The organism is Streptomyces sp. NPDC090077 (genome assembly GCF_044747545.1).
Lineage (GTDB): Bacteria > Actinomycetota > Actinomycetes > Streptomycetales > Streptomycetaceae > Streptomyces.
Map to the genome: position 1 here is coordinate 173,462 of NZ_JBIVEG010000003.1, position 24,636 is coordinate 198,097.

At 72.0% G+C, this 24,636-nt stretch carries 21 protein-coding genes and 1 pseudogene; 19 read left to right on the plus strand and 3 right to left on the minus strand.

Features of this window, described 5'->3' with window-relative positions; genetic code table 11:
* Positions 1-50 precede the first annotated feature (50 nt).
* The 10 genes and pseudogenes from ACIPW5_RS07730 to trpD all read left to right on the plus strand — a co-directional run.
* Positions 51-346, plus strand: a pseudogene (locus ACIPW5_RS07730) (3'-5' exonuclease); the annotation flags it as partial.
* Positions 347-508: 162 nt separating this feature from the next.
* Entirely contained in the window at positions 509-1,702 is a 1,194-nt protein-coding gene (locus ACIPW5_RS07735) for a hypothetical protein (RefSeq protein ID WP_401241760.1), read from the plus strand.
* 113 nt (positions 1,703-1,815) lie between these two features.
* Positions 1,816-2,433 carry a TIGR02679 family protein gene (locus ACIPW5_RS07740; RefSeq protein ID WP_401241762.1) on the plus strand — a complete coding sequence of 206 codons (618 nt, stop codon included), beginning with the start codon at positions 1,816-1,818 and terminating at the stop codon, positions 2,431-2,433.
* 671 nt (positions 2,434-3,104) lie between these two features.
* A complete protein-coding gene (locus ACIPW5_RS07745) occupies positions 3,105-6,098 on the plus strand; it encodes a BTAD domain-containing putative transcriptional regulator (protein ID WP_401241765.1) in 2,994 nt (997 codons plus the stop codon).
* 66 nt (positions 6,099-6,164) lie between these two features.
* Positions 6,165-7,199: a 2,3-diaminopropionate biosynthesis protein SbnB gene (sbnB, locus tag ACIPW5_RS07750; protein ID WP_401241768.1), complete on the plus strand. Its 1,035-nt coding sequence runs from the start codon at positions 6,165-6,167 to the stop codon at positions 7,197-7,199.
* A 64-nt stretch (positions 7,200-7,263) separates the two neighbouring features.
* A complete protein-coding gene (locus ACIPW5_RS07755; protein WP_401241770.1) occupies positions 7,264-8,802 on the plus strand; it encodes an anthranilate synthase component I family protein in 1,539 nt (512 codons plus the stop codon).
* On the plus strand, positions 8,799-9,395 hold the full coding sequence (locus tag ACIPW5_RS07760) for an anthranilate synthase component II (RefSeq protein WP_401241772.1): 597 nt from the start codon (positions 8,799-8,801) through the stop codon (positions 9,393-9,395). Before ACIPW5_RS07755 ends, ACIPW5_RS07760 begins: the two co-directional genes overlap by 4 nt.
* A gap of 26 nt (positions 9,396-9,421) precedes the next feature.
* Positions 9,422-10,750, plus strand: a complete 1,329-nt coding sequence (locus ACIPW5_RS07765) for a class II 3-deoxy-7-phosphoheptulonate synthase (RefSeq protein WP_401241775.1) — start codon at positions 9,422-9,424, stop codon at positions 10,748-10,750.
* A gap of 264 nt (positions 10,751-11,014) precedes the next feature.
* Positions 11,015-11,224 carry a hypothetical protein gene (locus ACIPW5_RS07770; RefSeq protein WP_401241778.1) on the plus strand — a complete coding sequence of 70 codons (210 nt, stop codon included), beginning with the start codon at positions 11,015-11,017 and terminating at the stop codon, positions 11,222-11,224.
* 40 nt (positions 11,225-11,264) lie between these two features.
* Positions 11,265-12,362, plus strand: a complete 1,098-nt coding sequence (gene trpD / locus ACIPW5_RS07775) for an anthranilate phosphoribosyltransferase (RefSeq protein WP_401241779.1) — start codon at positions 11,265-11,267, stop codon at positions 12,360-12,362.
* Between the two features lie 103 nt (positions 12,363-12,465).
* On the opposite strand, the gene ACIPW5_RS07780 is transcribed toward trpD, so the two are convergent.
* The 3 genes from ACIPW5_RS07780 to ACIPW5_RS07790 form a co-directional block, all read right to left on the minus strand.
* Positions 12,466-13,779, minus strand: coding sequence for a cation:proton antiporter (locus ACIPW5_RS07780; protein WP_401241782.1), 1,314 nt, complete (start codon positions 13,777-13,779; stop codon positions 12,466-12,468).
* Positions 13,766-14,419 (minus strand): flavin reductase family protein, encoded by a 654-nt coding sequence (locus ACIPW5_RS07785; protein ID WP_401241785.1) that lies wholly within the window; start codon positions 14,417-14,419, stop codon positions 13,766-13,768. Before ACIPW5_RS07785 ends, ACIPW5_RS07780 begins: the two co-directional genes overlap by 14 nt.
* A gap of 99 nt (positions 14,420-14,518) precedes the next feature.
* Positions 14,519-16,117 (minus strand): tryptophan halogenase family protein, encoded by a 1,599-nt coding sequence (locus ACIPW5_RS07790; RefSeq protein ID WP_401241788.1) that lies wholly within the window; start codon positions 16,115-16,117, stop codon positions 14,519-14,521.
* Positions 16,118-16,293: 176 nt separating this feature from the next.
* On the opposite strand from ACIPW5_RS07790, the gene sbnA reads away from it, so the two are divergent.
* From sbnA to ACIPW5_RS07835, 9 genes are all read left to right on the plus strand, one after another.
* Entirely contained in the window at positions 16,294-17,328 is a 1,035-nt protein-coding gene (gene sbnA, locus ACIPW5_RS07795) for a 2,3-diaminopropionate biosynthesis protein SbnA (protein ID WP_401241791.1), read from the plus strand.
* 67 nt (positions 17,329-17,395) lie between these two features.
* Positions 17,396-17,659, plus strand: coding sequence for an acyl carrier protein (locus ACIPW5_RS07800; RefSeq protein WP_007267082.1), 264 nt, complete (start codon positions 17,396-17,398; stop codon positions 17,657-17,659).
* Entirely contained in the window at positions 17,656-18,924 is a 1,269-nt protein-coding gene (locus tag ACIPW5_RS07805; RefSeq protein ID WP_401241793.1) for a beta-ketoacyl-[acyl-carrier-protein] synthase family protein, read from the plus strand. Before ACIPW5_RS07800 ends, ACIPW5_RS07805 begins: the two co-directional genes overlap by 4 nt.
* Positions 18,921-20,015: a beta-ketoacyl synthase N-terminal-like domain-containing protein gene (locus ACIPW5_RS07810; protein ID WP_401241796.1), complete on the plus strand. Its 1,095-nt coding sequence runs from the start codon at positions 18,921-18,923 to the stop codon at positions 20,013-20,015. The genes ACIPW5_RS07805 and ACIPW5_RS07810 overlap by 4 nt, the downstream gene beginning before the upstream one ends.
* An 83-nt stretch (positions 20,016-20,098) precedes the next feature.
* The gene (gene fabG, locus ACIPW5_RS07815) at positions 20,099-20,842 is read left to right on the plus strand and encodes a 3-oxoacyl-[acyl-carrier-protein] reductase (protein ID WP_401241799.1); all 744 of its coding nucleotides are present in this window, start codon (positions 20,099-20,101) and stop codon (positions 20,840-20,842) included.
* A gap of 44 nt (positions 20,843-20,886) precedes the next feature.
* A complete protein-coding gene (locus tag ACIPW5_RS07820) occupies positions 20,887-21,603 on the plus strand; it encodes a 2-hydroxychromene-2-carboxylate isomerase (RefSeq protein ID WP_401241801.1) in 717 nt (238 codons plus the stop codon).
* Positions 21,600-23,048, plus strand: coding sequence for a condensation domain-containing protein (locus ACIPW5_RS07825; RefSeq protein ID WP_401241804.1), 1,449 nt, complete (start codon positions 21,600-21,602; stop codon positions 23,046-23,048). Before ACIPW5_RS07820 ends, ACIPW5_RS07825 begins: the two co-directional genes overlap by 4 nt.
* Positions 23,045-24,238 carry an FAD-dependent monooxygenase gene (locus ACIPW5_RS07830; protein WP_401241807.1) on the plus strand — a complete coding sequence of 398 codons (1,194 nt, stop codon included), beginning with the start codon at positions 23,045-23,047 and terminating at the stop codon, positions 24,236-24,238. The genes ACIPW5_RS07825 and ACIPW5_RS07830 overlap by 4 nt, the downstream gene beginning before the upstream one ends.
* 144 nt (positions 24,239-24,382) lie before the next feature.
* The gene (locus ACIPW5_RS07835; RefSeq protein WP_401241810.1) at positions 24,383-24,625 is read left to right on the plus strand and encodes an MbtH family protein; all 243 of its coding nucleotides are present in this window, start codon (positions 24,383-24,385) and stop codon (positions 24,623-24,625) included.
* The last annotated feature ends 11 nt before the right edge of the window (positions 24,626-24,636 follow it).

Below are 24,636 nucleotides of genomic sequence, written 5' to 3' on the forward strand. Positions count from 1 at the left end.
TTTTGTATTCAAGGTAGGCTGGCTGCCTGGGTTCGGATCGAGGTGGCGGCCGATTCAATGAACTGTGTGACCTGGCCGGCGGGGGCCTACGACTGCTGGCATCAGGGCCGCTCAGCGTCGCGGAGACGCGCCAGCGTGCCCGGGCGCCGTCAGCATCAGCACGATGCACTTCTTCAAGGGCCTCGAGTACCAGTGCGTCGCGGTGATCGGAGCACATGACGGAGGCCGCCGCCTGACGCCGACTGCCTTCAGCACGACGCCGATCTCCTGGCGGAACGTTGCCTGCTGTGCGTGGCCTGCACCCGTGCCAGGGATGGGCCTTTACGTCTCTTGGTTTGGGGGCTAAGTCCGTCCCTGGTGAAGGCGTCTCCACATGCCCGCGGCCGAGCGTGAGGCCATCGACCCGCCTCCGACGCTATCCTTGGGGGCGTCAAGTAGAGCTTGAGGCATGACCACCTGAAGGTGAGTATCCGCATTAACGTCAGAGCCGTCTGCCACTCTGCCCGTCATGACGCTGACAGAATTCGTGAACCTCTCGTTCTTCTGGGGCTGGTGGACATTCTTCGAGGCTGTCTGGATCGCCATGTTGTGGTGGACCCGCACTCGAGTGCTGGGCGCGGTGGTGTCCCGGATGCCCGGCGTGGGACGCCTTCGGAGAGGTGTTTGCGAAGCGCGTGTTGACGCGCTGCTCGCGGAGTTGGAGCGCAAGGACGTACCAGCGGGGGCTTGGCCGGACAGGAGGGAACTTGTCGACCGGTGGCACCGTGTCGTCGCCGGTCGCTGTGTCTCTGTGCTTCTTCAGGCGGTGCCCATGATGGTTGTGGTGGTGGCCTTCTGGTGGAGGACATCACCACTTGGCCAGACCACAGTCACGCCTTTCTGGATGTTCGCCGTCATGGCCGGCTTTGGTGCTCTCTCCATCACGCTCATGGCGGGTGATGACCGCGCTGCGGCTGTTTCGGACGCGGCCGGGGTTGTCACGGTGGCGTCGGTTCGCTTCTTGGAGATGCTGCTCATTCCGGACAGCCGTAGGACACAGGACTCGGCGCTTGAGGTGCACGGCAAGAATTTCGGGAGGCTTTGCACCTCACTGCGCACCCAGGCTCGGCATACAAGCCGCACGATGCCACCCGCCTCGCGTCAACGGGTACGCGCGACCACTGAAAGGCTTATTTCAGCACTCGTCGAGCGCAACGAGCGATACCTCTTCTGCGAGGGGTCCGACCGTGAAATCGCCGTCCACGGTTTGTCCTGGCTCGTTACCGACGCACTACGCCACAGCTGCAGGCCACGTGCACACCGCGACAGTCTGGTGATTGTCGATGAAGCACTCCTCGTGGGCGTGCCAGAACCGGACGCAGCAGGCCTGGCGACCGAGCCGCTCAGGAGCCGCCTGCTCGCGGGGGCAGGGAAGATCGCAGTGACTGTGGGTCTCCTCACTGGGGCGGTCCTCTTCCCCGGCGGCGGAGCCGTCGCGGACCTGCTGGGGGCCGCGGGCCTGGCAAGTGTAGCCCTGGTCTGTCCCCCGCTCCGAGAGGCTTTGTACCGAGCCAGGGAACTTATCGTTGGCGGCCCGTCCGTCGGCAGCGGAGCGCCGGAGGTGGCAGACGAGGCGCCAAGTCCGCCGCCTCCGCCGGGCCCTTCCCGCCCGCAGGGCGCTGGCCTGTCAGCCGTGAGTGCCGGACCAGGGTCGGCCGGGTAGAGACGTCAGGGCCGATGTTGACGCTCGTTTGACGCACGGCCGCACCGTCGAGGTGGCCGCATGGCCTCTGACCTGCGGGTTTCTTGGAAGTTAGGCCTGTGCATTCCTTCTCGATGACGCACCACGTGGAGTGCGCGGCGATTCTGGAGCCGGTCCGCGAGGCCTGGGCGTCGGCCGGGCTGCTGCGCGACGAGCTGTCCTCGACCGTGCTCACCCTGAACCTGCGGGGCACTCCGGCTCTGGACTGGGCGGCCGACGCGGGCGAACCGTGTGTCCTGACCCTGCGGCAACTCGTCCGCACCCCCCTTGCCGGCTCCGCCCCGCTGGTCCGGATCTGCGAGAACCCGACGGTGCTCGCGGCGGCAGCCGACACCCACGGCGGCGACTCCGCCCCACTGGTGTGCCTCCAGGGACAGCCGTCGGCCGCCGCCCTCACTCTCCTACGTCACCTGCACCAGGGCGGAACCACGCTCCGCTATCACGGCGACTTCGACTGGGGTGGCCTGCGCATAGCGTCCGCGTTGCTGCGCCGCGTCCCGTGGCTGCCCTGGCGCTTCACGACGGCCGACTACCGTGCCGCGGTACTCGACCACCCGGGCGGACCGCCCCTCACCGGACGCCCGGCCGAAGCCCCCTGGGCCCCGGGGCTGTCCGATGCACTTGAGGAGCTGGGCGTCCGCATCGAGGAGGAGACCGTCCTCGACGTACTGCTGTCCGACTTGGCCCGATGACCCACCATTGCGTGGGCCGGCGGCGGTGATGACCCCGTCGTGGACGCCGGGGCCGGCGCGCATGCGTCCCGCCGAGATCACTGTGTGCGTCATGGGCCCGACGGTGTCAGGCCGTGGTTCAAGGCGGCGTCAACCCGGTGGGTCGGCCCGGCTCCTCGAACTGGTGGGCGGCCGGATCGGGTTCGCGGGGGAGGGGGAGGTGGGGGTGGGTGGCCGGTACCGGGGGGTGAGGGGGTCGGTGGGGTGTGGCGGGGGTGTGAATTCCGGGGGTGAGGGGGGTGGCGGTGGGTGGGGGCGGCGGTTGGATGGGTGGGAAGAGCGCCATCCGGAGGTTGGCGGGTTCGGGTGGGGGGTGGGGGGTCCGGACTGCGGGGAGGTGGCGTTCGGGTGGCTTTGGGGAGGCGTGAACGGGACCCTCCTGTTCCCTGGGTTTGGCTGGATGTAGACCTCGTGGCAGGTGATCGAGCGGCGGTAGGGTTCCGATCGATTCCAGCCAATCACGAGATGATCGATCAGCTTTCGGTCATGGTGTCTCACCAGCCGCAAAGCTTGGGTCTCGGCCCTTTTCTGTCAGCGGCAGACAGGTAGGGTGATCGCGCTGCCGGGCCCGGTGGCGACGGGGGGAGACACAGTTGGGCGAGCCACTCAGATTCGGAATTCTCGGACCACTGATGGTCACCGTAGGGGAACGGACCGTTCAGGTCGGGGGTGCCCGGCAACGTACGATTCTGGCCCTTCTGCTCCTGAGTCCGGGGCGAATCGTTCCGGTTGACACCCTCGTGGACGTGGTCTGGAACGGTCGTCCGCCAGCCACCGCGCGCACCCAGGTCGCCATCGTCATCGCGGCCCTGCGCAAGGCCATCAAGAGCGAGGGGATCGCCGAGGAGGTCATCGCCACCGCGCACCCCGGCTACCTGCTGCGCCCCGACGGGCACGTGCTCGACACCGTCACCTTCAGCGGGCTCGTGGGCGAGGCCGAGGAGGCCGTGCGTGCGCGCCGTCCCGCGGACGCGGCGCGCTGTTACTCGGAGGCGCTCGCGCTCTGGCGGGGGCCCGCGCTCGCGGGGGTCACCGGGCAGCTCGTCGAGGACGAGGCGGCCCGTTGGGAGGAAGTGCGGATCAACGCGTACGAGGCGATGACGGGCGTGCAGCTGGAGCTGGGGCGGCATCAGCTGCTGCTGCCCGAACTGGCGGCGGCCGTGCGGGAACACCCGCTGCGTGAGCGCACCCGGTACCACTTGATCCTGGCCCAGTACCGCTCGGGGCGCCGGGCCGAGGCGATGGAGAGCTTCCGGGAGGCGCGGCGCCAGTTCATCGACGAGCTCGGCATGGATCCCGGTCCCGAGCTGCAGGAGCTGCACGACGCGATCCTGCGGGACGATCCGTCCCTGGCCTTCGAGCCGCCGGCCGGCCCGGTGGACGGGGGAGAAGGTGCCGACGCCTTAGCGGCGCGCGGGCGGGTGGTGCCCTCGGAACTGCCGCCCGACGTGCCGGGGTTCGCGGGGCGCGGGGTCGAACTCGCGGCGCTCGACACCTTGGCGGACGGTCAGGGGGAGGGCGGCCGGGCCTCCACCGTCGGGCTGATCACCGGTGTCGCGGGGGTGGGCAAGACCGGTCTCGCGGTCCGCTGGGCGCACCGTGTTACCGAACAGTACCCCGATGGGCGGCTCTTCGCGGACCTTCGGGGATATGACGAGCACCATGCCCCGACGACCGCCGGGGACATACTCAGCCGCTTCCTGCGCTCGCTCGGCGTGGACAGCGACGACGTGCCCAACGGCCTGGAGGACCGCATCGCGCTGTACCGCAGCGTGCTCGCGGAACGCAGGGTGCTGATCGTGCTGGACAACGTACGCACCTTCGCGCAGATCCGGCCCCTGCTGCCGGGCAGCGGCGGCTCCACCGTGCTCGTCACCAGCCGGGAACAACTGGAGCAGCTCGTGACCTGGCCGCAGCGGGGCCGGGTGCACCTGGGCGTGCTCCCCGAGGCGGACTCGGTCGAGCTGCTCGGCCGGATCGTTGGCGAGGCCCGGATACAGGCCGCCCCCGAGGACTCGGCCCGGCTGGCCGAGCTGTGCGACCGGCTGCCGCTGGCGCTGCGCATCGCGGCCGCCCGGCTGGCGTCGAAGCCGCACTGGACGGTGCGCCACCTGGTGACCCGGCTCAGCGACGGGCGGCGCCGGCTGGACGAGCTCAGCCAGGGCGAGTCCCAGGTCCGGGCCAGCTTCGAGCTGAGCTACCGCTACCTGCACAAGGACGCGGCCCGGCTCTACCGGCTGCTCGGGCTGCTCGGCGTACCCGACTTCACCACGTGGGTGGGCGCCGCGCTGCTCGACGGGGACGTCATGGACGCGGAGCGGCTGATCGAGCACCTGGTGGACGCGCAGTTCCTGGAGGTCGTCGGCGTCGACGCCACCGGGCAGCTGCGCTACCGCTTCCAGAACCTGATGCGGTTGTACGCGGAGGAGCTGGCGCGGGGGGAGGAGAGCGAGGAGGACCGGCTGGCGGCGTGCGAGCGGGTGTTCCGGTCCTGTCTGACCATTGCCGAGCAGGCCTTCAGGCGTGAGAAGGGCGGCGACTACGGCACCGTGCGTGGTGGCGAGCCGCGGCGTGACGTCGACTCGGTGCTGGTGGAGGAGCTGCTGGCGGCGCCGCTGGAGTGGTTCGAGGCGGAGCGCCTGTCGCTGGTGGCGGTCGTCGAGCAGGCGGCGGAACTGGGCATGGACGACCTGGCTTGGGACCTGGTCATGTCCATGGAAGTCCTGTTCGAGTCGCGGAACTACCTGGAGGACTGGCGCCGGTGCAGCGAGTACGCCCTCGAAGTGGCCCGCGATGCCGGCAACCTGCGCGGGTGGGCTGCCATGGAGCAGCAGCTCGGCGTGGTCGAACTGCGGCACCGCCGACTGGCCGAGTCCACTGCGCGGCAGGAGAGGGCGCTGGGGCTTTATACGGAAGCGGGTGATCCGCGCGGCAGGGCACTGGTGCTGAACAACCTCGCCTTCATCGACCGGATCCGGGGCGACTACGACCTGGGGATGAGCCGGCTGCGCGAGGCCCTGGCGGTGTTCCGTGCGCAGGACGACCGCACCACGCAGGCGTACGCGCTCCAGTTCATGGCCCAGATCGCCCTCGAACAGGGCCGGCCGGAGATGGCGGTGGAGCTGAGCATGGACTCCCTGCGGGTGTGCGAGGGCATCAAGGGGGGCGGTCGCACGCTGGCCCTTGCCACGCACCGGCTGGCCAGTGCGTACCTGGCGCTCGGGCGCCTGGGGGCGGCGGAGGAGAACTTCTCCCGCGTGGTGGACATCGTCCGGGAGAAGTCCGATCTGCTCGGTCTCGCCTACTCGTTGCTGGGGCTCGCCGAGACCAGGCTCAAGGCGGGCGCGGCGGACGCTGCCGAGCGGACCTTCGCGGAGGCACTGGAGGTGGCCCACCGCACCCGGAGCCCCATGGTCGAGGGACAGATCCAGCTCGCCCTCGGGGAGGCCTGCCGGCAGTCGGGCCGACTGGAGGCGGCGGGTACGCACGCGGCTGCCGCGCTCGCCATGTTCCGGGGAATCGGTTCTCCGCCCTGGGAGGCGAAGGCGACGGCCGCCCTGCGCCGGCTGGACGAGGAGGGCGCGGCAGCGGGAGGTGCCGGGGGAGCGTCCGTAACCGGTCAATAACCCGGCGATAAAGCGGCTCCCTAGCGTCATCGCAGACGAGAAAACCGCCAAGTTGTGGAGTCTGCGATGTCACGTACGGCCGGTGCGCCTTCCTTCGCCGTGATCCCGGGTGCCCAGGTGCACGAAGTCCTCGACGGCCGTGCGCCCGAAGTGGTCGGATTGATCGAATCCGCTTATCGGGTGCACGGCGAGGGCGGGACGGTCAATCCGCCGTCCTATTTCCTGCGCTTTCCCGACCGGCCCACCTCGCGGATCATCGCGCTGCCGGCGTCGATCGGGGGAGCGGCCCCGGTCGACGGGGTGAAGTGGATTTCCAGCTTCCCCGAAAACGTGGCGGCCGGAATTCCGCGTGCCTCCGCCGTACTGATACTCAACGACCCCGCGACGGGCTATCCCCTCGCCTGCCTGGAATCCTCGATCATCAGCGCGGCCCGCACCGCCGCCTCCGCCGCCCTGGCGGCCGACCGGCTCAGCCCGGCGGGCCGGCGGCCGCGCCGGATCGGATTCTTCGGCGTCGGTCTGATCGCCCGCTTCATCCACCAGTACCTGGCGGGCACGGGCTGGGAGTTCGACGAGATCGGCGTCCACGACCTGTCCCCCGAGCACGCCGGCGGCTTCGCCGACTACCTCGGCCGCTCCGGCGAGGAGGGCCCGGTCACCGTCCACGACAGTGCCGAGAAGCTGATCCGCAGCAGCGATCTGGTCGTCTTCGCGACCGTCGCCGGCACCCCGCACGTCACCGAGCCCGACTGGTTCGGCCACAACCCGCTCGTGCTGCACGTCTCGCTGCGCGACCTGTCGCCCGAGGTGATCCTCTCCGGCTTCAACGTGGTCGACGACGTCGAGCACTGCCTGAAGGCCGACACCTCCCCCCACCTGGCCGAACAGCTCACCGGAAGCCGCGACTTCGTCGACGGGACGCTGTACGACGTGCTCTCCGGGCAGCTGTCCGTGCCCGAGGACGAGCCCGTCTTCTTCTCGCCCTTCGGGCTGGGCGTCCTCGACCTCGCGGTCGGCCGGCACGTCTACGACACCCTGCGCGAGCGCGGAGACCTGGCGGTCGTGGAGGACTTCTTCCACGAGATGCGCCGCTACGGCTGAGCCCCGCCCCCGCGCACACCCGGCCGCTCCGAACGGCCCCGAGCCATCCGAGGAAAGTGATTCAGTGACCACACTGCTCGACACCGCCACTCGGGCGCCGGCCGCACACGGCCGGCGCCCCCTCCCCGTCCGGATCGAGGAGACCGTCCTCGACCCGCACCCCCCGATCGAGCTGTACGAGGCCCTGCGGGCGCGGTTCGGCGAGGACGTCTTCCTCCTGGAGTCCCTGGAGAGCCCGGAGTTCGACGGCAACTCCGCCGTGGTCGGCTTCGGCCGCCTCGCCGAGCTGCGCATCCGCGCCGGGCGGATCTCCGCCGCCGGTGCCGCGCCCGTACTGGCCGAGCTGTCCCTGGTCGCCGACCGGCTGGGGCTGGCCGCCGGGCCCGGGGGCGACCGGGTCTTCGAACGTCCCGGGCAGGTCTGGGACGTGCTGCGGGCCGTCCAGGCCCGCTTCGACGTCGACAGCGCCCGCCCCGACTACGCCTTCGGCTTCCTCGCCACCATCGGCTACGGAGCCGCCTGGTACATGGAGGAGCTGCCCGTCCGGGAGCACACCGACGAGGGGGCGCCCGACCTGGTGCTGACCCTGTTCCAGGACACGGTCTGGTACGACCTGGACGCCGGCACGGCCGTCCGGCTGGCGGCCCGCAGCGAGGCCTTCGGCCCCGACGGCGGCCCTGCCGCCCGTACCGACCTGGCCGGGATCGTCGAGCGGCTGACCGCCGGGATGACCGAGCCCGCGGGCCGCGTCCCGGCCGCCCCCGCCCCCCGCGCCGTACGCGACAGCACCGACGAGGAGGCCTTCCGCGCGAACGTGGAGCGCTGCCTGCGGCACATCGGCGTCGGCGACATCTACCAGATCCAGATCGGCCACCGCATCGAGGTCGACACCGACCTCACCCCGCTCGACGTCTACCGGCGGCTGCGCGGACGCAACCCGTCCCCGTACATGTACCTCGTCCCGCGCGACGGCTCCACCCTCATCGGGGCCAGCCCCGAGGTGCTCTTCCGCACCGAGGGCGACCGCATCGTGATGCGCCCCATCGCCGGCACCACCCCGCGCAGCGGCGACCCGGCCGTGGACGGGCCGCGCGTGGAGGCGCTGCTCGCCAGCGAGAAGGAGCAGGCCGAGCACGTGATGCTGGTCGACCTGTGCCGCAACGACATCGGCCGGGTCTGCCTGCCCACCACCCTCGACGCCCCCCAGCTGATGACGGTCGAGACCTTCAGCCACGTCTTCCACCTGGTGTCCACCGTCGAGGGCAGCCTCGCCCCCGGCGAGGACACCTGGTCCTCGCTGGCCGCGACCTTCCCCGCGGGGACGGTCACCGGCGCCCCGAAGATCCGCGCCATGGAGATCATCTCCGAACTGGAGTGCGAGCCCCGCGACATGTACGCCGGCGCCGTCGGCCTGGTCGACGTCCGCGGCTGGTCCCGGCTCGCGCTGTGCATCCGCACGGTCACCCACGACGGAACGGCCTACTCCACCCAGAGCTGCGCCGGCATCGTCGCCGACTCCTCGCCCGCCGCCGAGTGGCGCGAGACCCTGCACAAGATGGGAGCGGCCTACTGGGCGCTCACCGGTGAGGAGCTGCTCCCGTGAAGGTCCTGCTCGTCGACGCCTACGACAGCTTCACCCACATCATCGACCAGTACCTGCGCACCCTCGGCGCCGACACCGAGGTCGTCCGCTCCCGCACCGCGAGCCCCGACGAGCTCGCCGCGCGGCTGCCGGACGCCGTGGTCCTGGGCCCGGGACCGGGGCACCCCGCCGAGTCGGGCCACGTCGAGCTGGTGCACCGGTTCGCCGGACGGGTCCCCCTGCTGGGCATCTGCCTGGGCCACCAGGCCATCGGCCTGGCCTACGGGGGCCGCGTCCAGGTGGCGGAACGGCTCAAGCACGGCAAGACCAGCGAGGTCGCCCACGACGGGGCCGGCGTCTTCGCCGGGCTCGGCGACACCATGACCGCGACCCGCTACCACTCCCTCATCGTCGCCGAACCCCTCCCGCAGGAGCTGCTCGCCACCGCGCACGCCGTGGACGACGGCTACGTGATGGGCCTGCGCCACCGCACCCTCGCGGTCGAAGGGGTGCAGTTCCACCCCGAGTCCATCACCACCGTCGGCGGCATGCCGCTGCTGCGGAACTTCCTCACCAGCGCACGGACCCGGCCGGCCGGCACCCTCGCCGGGTGACGGAGGAGCATCGAAGGAGCGATCTCGTGGAGCACGTGGATTCCTGGCGGGCCCTGCCCGCCGCCCAACAGCCCGAATGGCCCGACCCCGCCGCCCTGGGCGAGGTAAGGGCGCGACTGCGGGAGGCCGTCCCGCTCGTGGTCGCCGCCGAGTGCGAGCAGCTCAAGGACCGGCTCGGCGCCGTCGCCCGGGGCGAGGCCTTCCTGCTCCAGGGCGGGGACTGCGCCGAGACCTTCGCGGACGTCCGCGAGGACTCGGTGCGCCGCAAGGTGCAGACCCTGCTGCAGATGGCGCTCGTCCTCCAGTACGCCGCCTCCGTGCCGGTCGTCAAGATCGGCCGGATGGCGGGCCAGTACGCGAAGCCCCGTTCCAAGCCCACCGAGACCCGCGGCGGGCTGACCCTGCCGGCCTACCGGGGCGACGCCGTCAACGGCTTCCCCTTCGAGGCCGCCGAGCGCACCCCCGATCCGGAGCGGCTGCTGCGGATGCACCAGGCGGCCTCCGGCACGATCAACCTCGTACGGGCCTTCACCACCGGCGGGTACGCCGACCTGCGCCAGGCGCACGCCTGGAACCAGGACTTCGTGGCCCGCTCGCCCGTCGGCGAGCGCTACGCGGAGCTCGCCACCCAGATCGACCAGACCCTGAACTTCATGCGCGCCTGCGGGGCCGACGAACGCATCCAGCACGCCGTGGAGTTCTACGTCAGCCACGAGGGTCTGCTGCTGGAGTACGAGGAACCGCTGGTCCGCGAGGACCCGGCGACCGGCAGGTGCTACGCGACCAGCGGGCACATGCTCTGGATCGGGGAGCGGACCCGGGACCTGGACGGCGCGCACGTGGAGTTCTTCTCGCGGATCGCCAACCCGGTCGCGGTGAAGCTCGGCCCCACGACGGACTCCGACACCGTGCTGCGGCTGATCGACCGGCTCGATCCCGAACGAGAGCCGGGCCGGCTCACGTTCGTCGTGCGGATGGGCGCCGGGCAGGTGCGCGAGCGGCTGCCGGAGCTGGTGGAGAAGACGGCGGCGGAGGGCGCGCCGGTGGCCTGGGTGAGCGATCCCATGCACGGCAACACCTTCGAGGCGCCGTCGGGCCTCAAGACCCGCCGCTTCGACGACATCGTCGACGAGGTGAAGGGCTTCTTCGAGGTCCACCGCGAGCTCGGGACGCATCCCGGGGGCGTGCACCTGGAATTCACCGGGGGCGACGTCACCGAATGCGTGGGAGGGGGTGAGGACGTGAGCCTGGACGGGCTGAGCGAACGCTACGAGTCCACTTGTGACCCCCGGCTCAACCGGACCCAGTCCCTCGATCTCGCATTCCTGGTTGCCGAGATGTACCGGGAACGCTGAACTCCGCTTATTGCCGTTATCGCCGGCCACCCGCGAAGGCGTCCCGATGATGTCTCAAGCGGCCCGCGAGTGGTGGTCAAGAGGGGCCCCAAAGGCTTGTTATCGCTCTTCGGGCCCCTCCTGACCTGCGGGTATATCGTCCTTATCGAAATGGTGCAGCTCCTGAAGGCAGAGCGATATCAGCTCGAAGCCGCCCCTTCCTAGTGTTCTTCTCACCGGAACAAAGCAAAGCTCAAGCGGTACTCAACGGGGAGAAGAACAGAGATGCAGAACACGTGGCGCAACCAGGTCAAGCGCATCACCGTCGCGATCATCGCCGCCGTGGCGATCGCGGGTGGCGTACAGATCGCCGGAGAGGGCGCTCCGGCCGGCACCGGCACCGGTGTGACCGCGGACGCCACGACCCCGCAGGCTCCGCCCGCGGCCCCCACCCCGTCGCCGTCCTCCACCAAGGACAACGACGAGTGGAGCTGAGCGGCGGGGCCCGCCCCACCACTCACCCGAGGAGACCCAAGTGACCACCGCCAGACCGGAACCCGCCCGCGACACGCGCAGCTGGCCCGCCCTGCTGGACACCCTGCTCGCCGGCCGTGACCTGGCCCCCGCCGACACGGCCTGGGCCATGGACCGGGTGATGGGCGGCGAGGCGACCGACGCGCAGCTCGCCGGCTTCCTGGTCGCCCTGCGCGGCAAGGGGGAGACGGTCGGTGAACTGGAGGGCCTGGTACGGGCCATGCTCCACCACGCGGTCCCCCTCGACGTCCCCGGTGACACGGTCGACGTGGTCGGCACGGGCGGCGACGGGGCCCGCACCGTCAACATCTCGACCATGTCCGCGATCGTCGCGGCCGGCGCCGGTGCCCGGGTCGTCAAGCACGGCAACCGGGCGTCGAGTTCGGCCTCGGGCTCCGCGGACGTGCTGGAGGCGCTGGGCGTGCGGCTGCGCCTGGAGCCGGCCAGGGTGGCCGCCCTGGTGGACGAGGCGGGGATCACCTTCTGCTTCGCCCCGGACTTCCACCCGTCCATGCGGCACGCCGCCGCGGTCCGCAAGCAGCTGGGGATCCCGACCGTCTTCAACGCGCTCGGGCCGCTGACCAACCCGGCCCGGCCGACCGCGCAGGCGGTCGGCGTGGCGGACGCGCGGCTGCTCCCGCTGATCGCGGGGGTACTGGCCCGCCGGGGCGGCAGCGCCCTGGTGTTCCGCGGGGACGACGGCCTGGACGAGCTCAGCGTCACCACCACCTCGACCGTGCTCAGCGTCGAGGGGGGAAGGGTCCGGGAGGAATCCTTCGACCCCCGCGACGCGGGCATCGCGCCCGCTCCGGTGGACGCGCTGCGCGGCGGGGACGCCGCGCACAACGCGGAGGTGGCCCGGCGGCTCTTCGCCGGTGGGGAGCGGGGCCCGGTGCGCGACGCGGTGCTGCTCTCGGCCGCCGCGGCGCTGGCCGCCGCCGAGCCGTCCCGGGGCCGCACGGTCACCGAGCGGCTGCGCGAGGGGGTCGCCGCGGCGGCGGCCTCCCTGGACTCGGGGGCCGCCGAGGCGGTCCTGGAGCGCTGGGCGCGGGCGGCCGCCGGACATGCCGGAGCACCGCTCGCCGCCGCGGGGCGGTGAGCGGTACGCACGGTGCGCAGCGTTCGGACGCCGCGGTGCGGCCGGGCCGTTCCCCGGGAGGGGGGACGGACCGGCCGTACCGGCGGCGGTCGGGGCCGAAGGGTCAGGGGGACAGGGCGGCCGCCTTCGCCGGCAGCCGCACCGGCTCGTGGACCAGCGGTCCCTCGGCCGCGTCGTCGGCCTCCTTGCCCGGGGGCACCCCCCGGCGGATCCAGGACAGGGCCGGCGAGGTGACCGCGGTGGTGAGCAGGGCCATCAGGACCAGCATCGTGAACAGCTGGGGTCCGATCACCCCCAGCTCCAGCCCCAGGTTGAGCACCACCAGCTCGGTCAGGCCGCGGCAGTTCATCAGCGCCCCGATCGACATGGCGTCCCGCCAGGACTGGCCGGTGGCCCGGGCCGCCGCGGTGCTGCCGCCCCACTTGCCGAGGAAGGCGACGACCATGACGGCGCCGGCCCACAGCCACATCATCGGATCGGCGGCGATCAGCCCCACGTCGGTCTTCAGGCCGGTGTTGACGAAGAACAGGGGCAGCAGGATGGGGATGGTGAAGGCCCGCAGCCGGGCCGCGCACAGTTCGATCACCCGGGAGCCGCGCGGGGTGATCACCCCGAAGACGAAGGCGCCGAACAGGGCGTGCACGCCGATCTTGTCGGTGGTGAAGGCCGAGAGGCACAGCCCGCTGAAGAGGACGACCAGGACGACGGAGTCCACCGTGCGGGCGGCCCGTACGGCCCACTTGGCGAGCAGCGGCCGGATCGCGTAGATCATGAAGGCCAGGAACAGGGCCGCGAGGGCCGCCGTCGTGGCCGCCTCGACGGGGGAGCTGCTGGTGCTGACGGCGACGACCGCGGCGAGCAGGCACCAGGCGGTCACGTCGTCCACCGCCGCGCAGGCCATGGCCAGGGCGCCGATCCGGGTGTTGTAGAGCCCCCGGTCGGTGAGGATCCGGGCGAGCACCGGGAAGGCCGTGATGCTCATGGACACGGCGATGAACAGGACGAACGCGAGTTTGGTGACCCCCTTCGGGGCCATCGAGTCGTACATCAGCAGGGCGAGGCCCGAGCCGAGGACCAGCGGGAGCGCGATGCTCGCCTGGCTGACGCCGATGGCCGTGCGACTGTGCCCGCGCAGGGCCGAGAGGTTGAGTTCCAGGCCCACCAGGAACATGAACGCCAGCAGACCGATGTTTCCGAACGCCCCGGTGAACGGCAGGACCGTCCCGGGGAACAGCCATGTCTGGGCGTCGGGCCACAGCCAGCCGAGCAGCGAGGGCCCGAGCAGGATGCCGACGGCGATCTCGCCGACCACAGGCGGCTGACCCAGCCGGCGGAAGAGCATGGCGCCGGCCTTGCACGCGATGATGACGGCCGGGATGGCGATCAGCAGGTCGGGCAGCGGGTCACGGGCGGACACGGGCCGCTCCTTCCTTGGCCGGCGGGGCGGCGAGCGGGGCGGGTATCGCCGGCAGGGGAGGGGCCGCCGCGGGTGGGCCGGGGACGGCCGTGGCGTCGGTCCAGCGGGCGTACCTGCGCTTGCCGTACAGCAGGGGCTCCGCGTCCTCGCGCAGCGAGACCCGGGTGATCCGTACGAACACCGCGGTGTGGTCGCCGAACTCGACGGCCTGGGTGACCTCCCCGTCGGCCACCGCGTGCGAGGACTCCGCCAGGTGCGGGCCGCCGGCCCCCAGCGGCAGCCGCCACTCGACGCGCTCGAAGCGGTCGGCGGCGCCCGAGGCGAACAGGTCGGAGACGGGGCGGGCGTTCTCGTGGAGCAGGTTGACCGCCACGTGCCCGGTCTCCAGGACGGCCTGGACGGTCGGGCTCGCGGTGCGCAGGCACAGCACCACGGTGGGCGGGGAGAGGGCGACGCTGGCGAGGGAGCTGCAGGTCATGCCGCGCGGCTCGGAGTCCGGGCCGATCGTGGTGATCACCGAGACGCCCGAGGGGAAGGCCGACATCAGCGGCCTGATGTCGGCTTCGGCCGCGTCGGACAGGCCGGCGCGGGCGGAGGGGGCGGAAGGAGCGGAGGGGGACGGCTGGGAGGTGGCTGTCATGGGTGGGACTCTCCTGGGCTCGGGGGTGCGGAGCGGGCCCGGAAGCCGGAGGGAGGAGCCGGCTCCGGGCCTGTGCACCGGACGGGGGGGCGACGCGTACTAGCCGTGCAGCTTGCGCAGGTAGTCGTAGGTGCTGGGGAGGGTGTCGAGGAGGTGGTCCTGCTCCTGCTTGACCTTGCCGAACAGGGCCTCGGCGCCGGCCACGGAGTCGGGCTTGTGCGCGAGGATCGGCAGCGGGGCGTCCGGTTCCAGGCCGAGGCCCGCGAAGACGCAGTAGTAGCTGCCGTTCGTCCAGAAGTTGCGGAATTCGGCCTCGAAGTTGCCGTAGTACGTGGACTCGTCCGCGATCGGCGAATTGATGGCCAGGCCGGCCTTGTAGGCGGAGATCTTCTCCTGGATGTTCTGCGGGAGGGTCAGTTCCTTGTTGGCCCGCCAGAAGGGCGTGTCGTTGCGCGGCGCGTAGTAGAAGTGCGCCTGGATGAAGTCGCGGGTGTCGTCGAACATCACCTCGATCTCGTGGTTGAAGCTGTTCGCCAGCTCCGGGTTGAAGGTGCGGTCCGGGAAGTGCTTGGCGAGCTGGTAGATGGCCGCGGTGATGAAGTAGATGCCGGTCGATTCCAGCGGCTCCAGGAAGGCGGAGGAGAGGCCGATGCTCACCACGTTGTTCACCCAGGCGCGGCGGTTGCGGCCGACCCGGAACTTCACGTGGTTGAACTTCGTCGTCTCCGGGTCCAGGCCCCACAGGGCGCTGAATTCCTTCGTCGCCTCCTCCTTCGTCGTGAACTTGCTGGAGTAGACGTAGCCGGAGCCGAAACGGCCCAGCATCGGGATCTTCCAGGTCCAGCCGGAGGACATCGCGATGGCGGAGGTGTACGGCTCGATGCCGTTCGCCTCGTCGTCGTGCGGGACCGCGGTGGCGACGGCGCTGTCGCACAGCAGGTGGTCGCTCATGTCGATGAACGGCTCTTCCAGGGCCTGGTTGATGAGCAGGCCGCGGAAGCCGGAGCAGTCCACGAACAGGTCGGCGTCCAGCACCCGGCCGGCCTTGGTGTGCAGGGCCGTGATGAACCCGCGCTCGTCCTTCTCGGCGTGCGTCATCTCGTCCTGGACGTGGTGGACGCCCTGCCTCTCCGTCGCGAAGCGGCGCAGGAAGTCGGCGACCAGGGCGGCGTCGAAGTGCCAGGCGTAGCGGGTGGACGGGGTGCCGTCGAGCCACTTCGGGGACTTCTTCGCGTCCATCACCGGGGGCTCGCGGAAGCACGCGTAGTCGAACGGCTCCTCGGTCAGGCCCTCCAGCTTCCGCTTGGCCCAGTAGTGCGACATCGGGACGTTGTCGCTGTCGGGCAGGATGCCGAACGGGTGGTAGAAGTGGTCCGGGCCGCCGTTCTCCAGCTCACGCGCGTCGGGCTGGCCCTGGCCGCCGGTTCTCCAGTTCACGAACCGCACCGCCATCTTGAAGCTGGCGTTGCACTCCCGCATCCACTCCTCCTCGGCGATGCCGAGGTAGTCGAAGAGGACCTTGTGGAGGTTCGGGACGGTGGCCTCGCCGACACCGATCCGCGGAATCGCCGGCGCCTCCAGGACCGTGATGTCCACGGTGCCCTGCAGGGCCTTCCCGAGATATGCGGCGGTCATCCAGCCGGCGGTACCGCCGCCCAGGATGACGACTTTCTGAATGCGCGAGTCGGTGCCGGTCATGTGGGGACTCTCTCTTCCGTCTGCTGGGGAGTTCCGTTGTGCGATGGGAAGAGATTCGGACCGTCGACTATGCGCCACCTATAACCAGCCGTATGGCATCGATATAGCGGATTGGCCGAATCTCGGTCCCGTTGTATCCGCACCCCGCAACTCCCAGCAGAGGATGGCTGCATCAGATGCCGTACGACGAAGGGACGAAGGGAATCCTCTCTACCGTGGGAGGAACGCCGCTCATCGAACTGGAGCGTTTGCTGCCGGGCCTCGGCTCGCGGGTGTTCGCGAAGGTGGAGCGGTTCAATCCCGGAGGAAGTATCAAAGACCGCTCGGCACTTTCCATGGTGCTGGCGCGCATCAGGTCCGGGGAACTCGTCCCCGGCACCTCCACGGTGATCGAGTCGAGTTCGGGCAACCTCGCGATCGGGCTCGCCCAGATCTGCGGCTATTTCGGGCTGCGGCTCGTCTGCGTCGTCGACGCCCGCACGACCCGGCAGAACGTGGCGATCCTGCGGGCCTACGGGGCCGAGGTCGAGATCGTCGTCGACCCCGACCCGGCCACCGGCGAGCTGCTGCCCGCCCGGCTGCGACGGGTCGCCGACCTCGTCGCCGAGACCCCCGACGCCTACTGGCCCGACCAGTACTCCAACCCGCTCAACCCGGTCGCCCACCAGAACACGATGCGCGAGATCGCCGAGGCCCTCGACGGCCGCGTCGACCAGCTCGTCGTGGCCGCGGGCACCAGCGGAACCCTGGGCGGCTGCGCCGAGTACATCCGCCGGCACGGCATGAACACCACCGTCAACGCGGTCGACGCCATCGGCAGCGTGCTGTTCGCCCCGCCCGAGCGCGTCACCCGGCTGATCCCGGGACACGGCGCCTCGGTCGTGCCCCGGCTGCTGCGCCCCTCGGACGCGGACCGGGTCATCCACGTCGGCGACCTCGACTGCGTCGTGGGCTGCCGCCGGCTGGTGCGCCAGGAGGCGGTCCTCGCCGGCGGCTCCTCGGGGGCCGTGGTGGCCGCCCTGGAGCGGATCGCCCCGGACATCATCCCGGGTTCCAACGTGGTCCTCGTCCTGCCCGACGGCGGCGACCGCTACCTGGAGACGATCTACGACGACGACTGGGTGCGCCGCCAGTTCGGCGAGGTCTCCCACCTGTGGAAGGACCCGCAGCCGGCCGTCACGCCCCACCTCGTGGATATAGGCCACGGATAGCGGCCGCTCCCACCATCGAACCCAACGCTCCCCCCCCGCACGATCCCCACCCAACGGAGGAATTCGGATGACCACCCAGATCGCCACCCTCGACGCCGAGCGCAAGGAGCAGATCAAGGAGATCGTCTGCGACATCCTGGAGCTCGACCTCGACGAGGTGACCGAGACCAGCCTCTTCAAGGAGGAGCACGACGCCGACTCGCTGCGCACCATCGAGATCCTCGCCTCGCTGGAGCGGGTCTTCGGCATCACGCTGGAGCAGGCCGAGCTCAGCCGCATGGTCAACCTGGTCGGCGTGTACGCCGTGATCGCGGAGGCCGAGGGCAAGTGACCTCCGAGACGGCCGCGACGGGGCGGCGACCCGCCGCCCGGCACCGGGTGGTGATCACGGGTCTCGGTGTCGTGACGAGCATCGGCACGGGCGTCGACGCCTTCGCCGACGGCCTGCGGGGCGGACGCAGCGGGGCCAAGCCCATCAGCGCGTTCGACACCACCGGCTTCGCCCATTCCAACGCCTGCGAGATCACCGACTTCGAGCCGGAGGCCTGGCTGCGCGAGCTGCCGGCCGACGAACTCGGCCGGGCCGCACAGTTCGCGGTCGCCGGGGCCCGCATGGCGGTGGCCGACGGCGGACTCACCGAGGCGGACGTCCGGGCCAGGCGCTCCCTGGTCTCGGTCGGCACCACCGACGGCGAGTCCCGCGACCTGGACCACCTCACCGGGCTCCAGGTCGCCCAGGGCGAGGACACCCTCGACCCGGTGGTGGCCCGGCGCGTCTGGCCGGGCCGGCTCTCCGCCGGCATCGTCCGCGAACTGGGCCTGGAGGACGTCGAGACGGTCACCGTCCCGACCGCCTGCGCCGCCGGCAACTACGCCGTCGGCTACGGCTACGACGCCATCAGCTCCGGCGACGTGGAGATGGCCCTGTGCGGCGGCGCCGACGCCCTGTGCCGCAAGACCTTCACCGGCTTCTACCGGCTCGGCACCATCGCCCCCGACGTGTGCCGGCCCTTCGACGCCGACCGCCAGGGCATCCTCACCGGCGAGGGCGCCGGCATCCTGCTCATGGAGTCCCTCGAATCCGCCCTGGCCCGCGGCGCCCGGATCTACGCCGAGGTGCTCGGGTACGGGCTGTCCTGCGACGCCAGCCACCCGGTCGCCCCCGACCGGGACTCGATCGCCCGCTGCATCACCGCCGCGCACGCCAACGCCGGCATCACCCCCGCCGACGTGGACTTCATCTCCGCGCACGGCACGGGCACCAGGGCCAACGACGTCACCGAGGTCGGCGCGATCCGCCAGGTGTTCGGCGAGGACCTGCCCCGCACCGTCTCCATCAAGTCGATGATCGGCCACACCATGGGCGCCGCGAGCGCCCTGGCCTCCGCGGCCTGCGCCCTCGCCCTGCGCGAGGGGTTCATCCCGCCGACCATCAACCACCGCACCACCGACCCCGAATGCGGGGTGGACTGCGTACCGAACGAGGCCGTCGAAGCCGACCTCAAGGTCGTGCAGAACAACGGACTCGCCTTCGGCGGCAACAACGCCGTGCTGGTCCTCGGCCACTGGGAAGACGAGAGGAGCGCCGTCGCATGAGCACGGCAGCGGAACCCCGCGAGCGGCAGCTCGTCATCTCGGGCTGGGCGGTCAGCTCCCCGTACGGGCTGGGCCGGCGGGCCTTCGCCGAGGGACTCCTCGCGCGGACGCCGGCCACCGCCCCCGTCGACGCCGGCACGTGGCCCGTCCCGTACGAGGAGGCGGGCCTGATCCCCGGCTTCGACATCAAGGAGGTGCTCGGCCGCAAGGGCACCCGCTCCATGGACCGGGCCACCGGCATCGCCGTCGTCACCGTCGGTGAGCTCCTGGAGGACTTCGGGCGGGGCCTGGCCGCCGACCCCGAGAAGACCGGACTGGTCCTCGGCACCTCCGGCAGCGTCCAGTCCATCATGGACTTCACCAAGGACGCCCTGACCGGGGAGAAGCCCTACCTCGTCGACCCGGCCCGGTTCCCCAACACCGTGATGAACTGCCCGACCGGCCAGAGCGCCATCCGGCACACCCTCAAGGGCCCCAACGTCACCGTCTCCGGCGGCTCGGCCACGGGCCTGCTCGCCCTGAACTACGCCTCCCGGCTGCTGCGCGGCGGCCACGCCAACGCGCTGCTGGCCGGCGCCGCCGAGGAGTACTCCGTCCAGCGGGCCCGCCTGGAGCACGTCGCCGACCACGGCGGGGCCGCGGCCGACCCGCTCGGCGAGGGCGCCGCGCTCTTCCTGCTGGAGAGCGGGGCCGCCGCCCGCGACGGGGGCCGGCAGGTCCTCGCCACCGTGCTCGGCTCCCGCTTCCGGGCCTTCCCCGACAGCGGGCGGGCCGGCTCCGCGCTGGCCCGCTGCGTGGCCGAGGTGCTCGCCGGTGCGGGCGCCGCCCCCGAGGACGTCGCCCTCGTCGCCCCGGGCGCCCCGGCCGGACTGCTCGGCAAGCAGGAGGAGTCCGCGCTGGAGACCGTCGCGGGCGAGCGGATCGCCGTACGCCCCCTCGTCGGCGACGCCACCGCCGCCTCGGCCGCCTTCCAGCTGGCCGCCGTCCTCGCCCACGCCGACGCCCGGCCCGCCCTGGTCGACCGGCTCGCCCTGGTCACCGCCCTCGACCGGGACGGCACCGTCGGCGCCACCCTGCTCCGGCTCGGCTGACCACGCCGCGGGGGCGCACGCCGACGCGCCCCCTCCGCACCCCCGAACGCGCACCCGCGCCCCCGAGAGAGAGGCACCAATCCATGTCCGAGACACCGAGGCCGGTAGCCCTCGTCACCGGCGGCTCCCGCGGCATCGGCCGGGCCGTGGTGGAGATCCTGGCGCGGGACGGCCACGACGTGGCCTTCTGCTACCAGTCCAACGAAGAGGCCGCCCGGCTCGCCGCCCAGGCCGCCGAGGCACTGGGGGCACGGGTGCTCGCCCGCCGGGTGGACGTCACCGACCGCGAACAGGTCCGGGCCTTCACCGCGGAGGCGGAGGCCGAACTCGGCCCGGTGGAGGTACTGGTCACCGCCGCCGGCATCGTCCGCGACGGCCACCTCGCCATGATGAAGGACGAGGACTGGGACGCGGTCGTCCGCACCAACCTCGACGGCACCTTCAACTTCGCCAAGGCCCTGGCCTTCCCGATGATGAAGCGCCGCCGCGGCACCATCATCACCCTCTCCTCGGTCGCCGCCGCCGGCAACGCCACCCAGAGCAACTACTCCGCCACCAAGGCCGGGATCATCGGCTTCACCAAGGCCCTGGCCAAGGAATCCGGCCGCAGCGGACTGCGCGCCAACGCCGTGGCCCCCGGCTTCATCGCCACCGACATGGTCGGCGGACTCTCCGAGAAGCACGCCAAGGAGATGACGGCCCGGATCCCGCTGCGCCGCTTCGGAGAGGCGCACGAGGTCGCCGAACTGGTGTCCTTCCTCGCCTCCGACCGCGCCTCCTACATCACCGGACAGGTCTTCCACATCGACGGCGGCCTGGTCGTCTGACCGGCCCGACAGCCAGACCAGCCCGATCCACAGAGGAGTTCGACATGGCCGGCCGTGCCGCCAAACCGCCCCGCTTCTACTTCAACCTGCGCAGCCCCTACAACTTCTTCGCCCTGCACGACATCGAGCGCGAGCACCCCGGACTGCTCGACCGCGTCGAATGGCGCCCCTTCTGGGAGCCCGACGAGACCAGCGCCCGGCTGCTCGACGAGGCCGGCGGGCAGTTCCCGTACACGCCGATGAGCCGCGCCAAGCAGTTCTACATCCTGCGCGACGTACGCCGCCTCGCCGCCGACCGGGGCCTCGCGCTGACCTGGCCCACCGACCGCAGCCCGTGGTGGGAGCCGGCCCACCTGACCTGGTTCCTCGCCGCCGACGCGGGCCTCGGCCGGGAGTGGGTCGCGCGCGCCGGGCGGGCCCGCTGGCTGGAGGGCCGCGACATCTGCGACCCGGCCACCGTCGTCGAACTGGCCGCCGAGACCGGCCTGGACGCCGACGCCGTGGCCGCCGCCACCGAGGACGCCGCACTGCGCGCCCGCGGGGCCGCCGCCCTGCTCGACGTGCACCGCGACGGGGTCTTCGGGGTCCCGTACTTCGTCCACGGCAGCGAGCCCTACTGGGGGCTGGACCGGGTCCGGGAGTTCGCCGCCTCCTTCGCCGACGAGGCCCCCGCCCCGGCCGCGCGGCCCGAGGAGAAGGAACTCGCCGCCGTCGGCGCCGGCCGCACCACCGACATGAGCCACGCGGGAGGCTGCGGATGAGCACCACCACCGTGGAGGCGCTGCCCCTCACCGCCATCCAGCAGTCCATGTGGACGGCCTACCGGGTCTCGCCCGAGGCCTCCGCCTACAACATCGTCATGCCGCTGCGGCTGCGCGGCCGCGTCGACCCCGTCGCGATGGACGCCGCCGTAACCGCCGTCGGGGCCCGCCAGGAACTGCTGCGCTCGGTCTTCACCGAGAGCGCCGCCGGAGTGCGCCGCACCGTCAGCGAAACCCCCCTGGTCCGGATGGAGTTCCAGGACCTCGACGGCGCCTCCGAGGCCGAGCTGCACCGGGCCGCCGAGGAGGCCGGGGCCCGCCCCTTCCGCCTGGAGTCCGGAGCCTTCCGGGTGGTGCTGCTGCGCCGCACCGACTCGGACTGGGCCCTGGTCACCTCCGCCCACCACATCGTCAGCGACTTCACCTCCCGCTGGCTGCTCGTCCGCGACGTCCTCGACGCCTACGCGGGCACCGCCGCCGGCACCGAACCCGCCTGGCGGCCCATCCCCGGCTCCTACGCCGACCACGCCGCCGAAGAGCTCCGCTACACCGCCTCCGAGGCGGGCCGGCGCGCCGCCGCACTGTGGCACGAGTCGGTGGCCGACGCGGCCGCCGCCGAACTGCCCCTGGACCGGCCCCGGCCCGCCCTGCGCTCCTACCGGGGCGGCACCGTCGTACGGCAGCTCGCGCAGGACACCGCCGACGGACTGCCCGCCGCGGCCACCGCCGCCGGGGTGACGCCCTTCGCCTACCTGCTCTCCGTCTTCCAGGCCCTCACCCACCGCTGGACCGGCCAGGACGCCTTCGTCCTCGGCGTGCCGGCCACCAGCCGGATGGGCCGCGCCCAGCGCGACGTGATCGGCTGCTTCCTCAACACCATGCCGGTCCGCGCCGACTTCGACGCCCGCTCCACCTTCCGCAGCGCCGCCGCCCAGGCCGGCGAGCGGGTCATGCGCGGCATGGTCAACGTCCGCTACCCCTGTGCCCTGGCCTTCCCCCGCGCCACCGTCTTCCGCACCGCACTGTTCCTGGTGCAGATGGACCGCATGGAACCGCCCGTGCCCAACGTCCCGCCCGGCGCGAGCGAGGGCCCGTCCGTCCCGTACGCCGGGCTGGACATCGCCCTGATCGACGTACCCCAGCAGGAGGGCCAGCTGGACCTGCTGCTGCGCATCGAGCAGACCCCGGACGGGGTCACGGCCGTGTTCTCGTACGACACCGACGTACTGGACCGCGAGACCGTCGCCCGCTTCGCCGACGGCTACGAGCGGATGCTCGCCGCCGCCGTCAAGGAGCCCGACACCCCGGTCGCCGACGTGGAACTCGCCGGCGCGAACGAGCTCCAGGCCCTGCTGGCCCTGGGCACGGGCGCCGGCCCGGACCTCGACGGGTTCGACGCGTTCGACGAGTTCGAGTCCTTCGAGAACGCCTGGGAGCAGCGGTGAGCCCCCGCGTCGCCGTCATCGGCGCGGGCCTGGGCGGCCTGACCGCCGCCGCGGCCCTGTACGCCCGGGGCCTGGACGCCACCGTGTACGAACGCGGCGACGCCCTGCGCGAGCAGGGCGTCGGCATGCACCTCGGCCCCAACGGCACCCGCCTGCTGGAGCGCCTGGGCCTCGGCACGCAGCTGGCCGAACGGGCCGTCCGCCCCGAGGCCCTGGAGGTCCGCGCCTTCCACGACGGCGCCCTGGTGGCCGAGCAGGAGATGGGCGAGGCCTGGGAGCGGCGGTTCCGCGCCCCCTACCTCACCGTCCACCGCGGCGACCTGCACCGGATGCTGGCCGCACTGGTCCCGGCGGAGCGGGTGCGCACCGGCAAGGAGCTGGTGCGGTACGAGGAGCGCCCCGACGGGGTCCGGCTGGAGTTCGCCGACGGCACCACCGACCGCGCCGACGTCCTGGTCGGCGCCGACGGGGTGCACTCGGCGGTGCGCCGCGCCCTGGCCGGCGACGAGGCCCCCGTGTACTCGGGGAACAGCGCCCTGCGCGGACTGGTCGCCGCGGCGGACGTCCCCGCACTCGACCCGGCCCGCATGTACATGTTCGCCGGCCCCGACGCCCGGGTGCTGTGCTACCCGGTGTCCGGCGGGCGGGAGTTCACCTACGTGGTGGTGGTCCCGGCCCCCGAGGGCGACGCCGAGTCCTGGACCAGCGCCGGAGAGCGGGCCGACCTGGACTCCGCACTCGCCGGCTGGGCACCGCAGGTCCGCGAACTGGTCGGCGCGGCCGGCGAGGTCCGCCGCTGGGCCCTGTACGACCGGGCCCCGCTGGAGCGCTGGAGCACCGCCCGCACCACCCTGCTCGGCGACGCCGCCCACCCGATGCTCCCGCACCACGGACAGGGCGCCAACCAGGCCGTCGAGGACGCCGTCGCCCTCGCCGTCTGCCTCGCCGAGGCGGCCCCGGGCGCGGCCGGCACCACGGCCGCCCTCGCCCGCTACGAGGCGCTCCGCCGCCCCCACACCACCCGGGTCCAGCTCGGCTCCCGCGAGGGCGCGAAGCCCGGCGGAAGGCCCGGCGGCGGCCCCGGCGGCCCCGGCGGCGACGTCAAGGGCGCGGCCGCCGACGTGAGCCGGATCCTCGACCACGACGTGGAAGCCGCCCTGCGCACCCCGGTGACCAGCACGGCAGCCTGACACCCCACCCCCACCCCCACGGGCCCCCGACGCCATCCGGCGCCGGGGGCCCGTCCCGCGTTCCGGCCCGTATATGCGCTCGATAGGGCACCGATAGCGCCCTCTTCAAGGATGGCCACACCTGATCACGCGAAGGGAACAGCGATGAGCGAACAGCAGAACGGCACCCGGTCCGGCGAGGGGCAGGCGGAGACCCGCTACCGCGTCGTCCTCAACGACGAGGAGCAGTACTCGCTCTGGTGGGCCGAGCGCGCACTCCCCGCCGGCTGGACGGCCGAGGGCACCGAGGGCACCCGCGAGGAGTGCCTCGCCCGGATCACCGAGGTGTGGACCGACCTGCGCCCCGCCAGCCTGCGCCGGCGGATGTCCGCCGCCTCCGCGGCCTGACCCACCCGCAC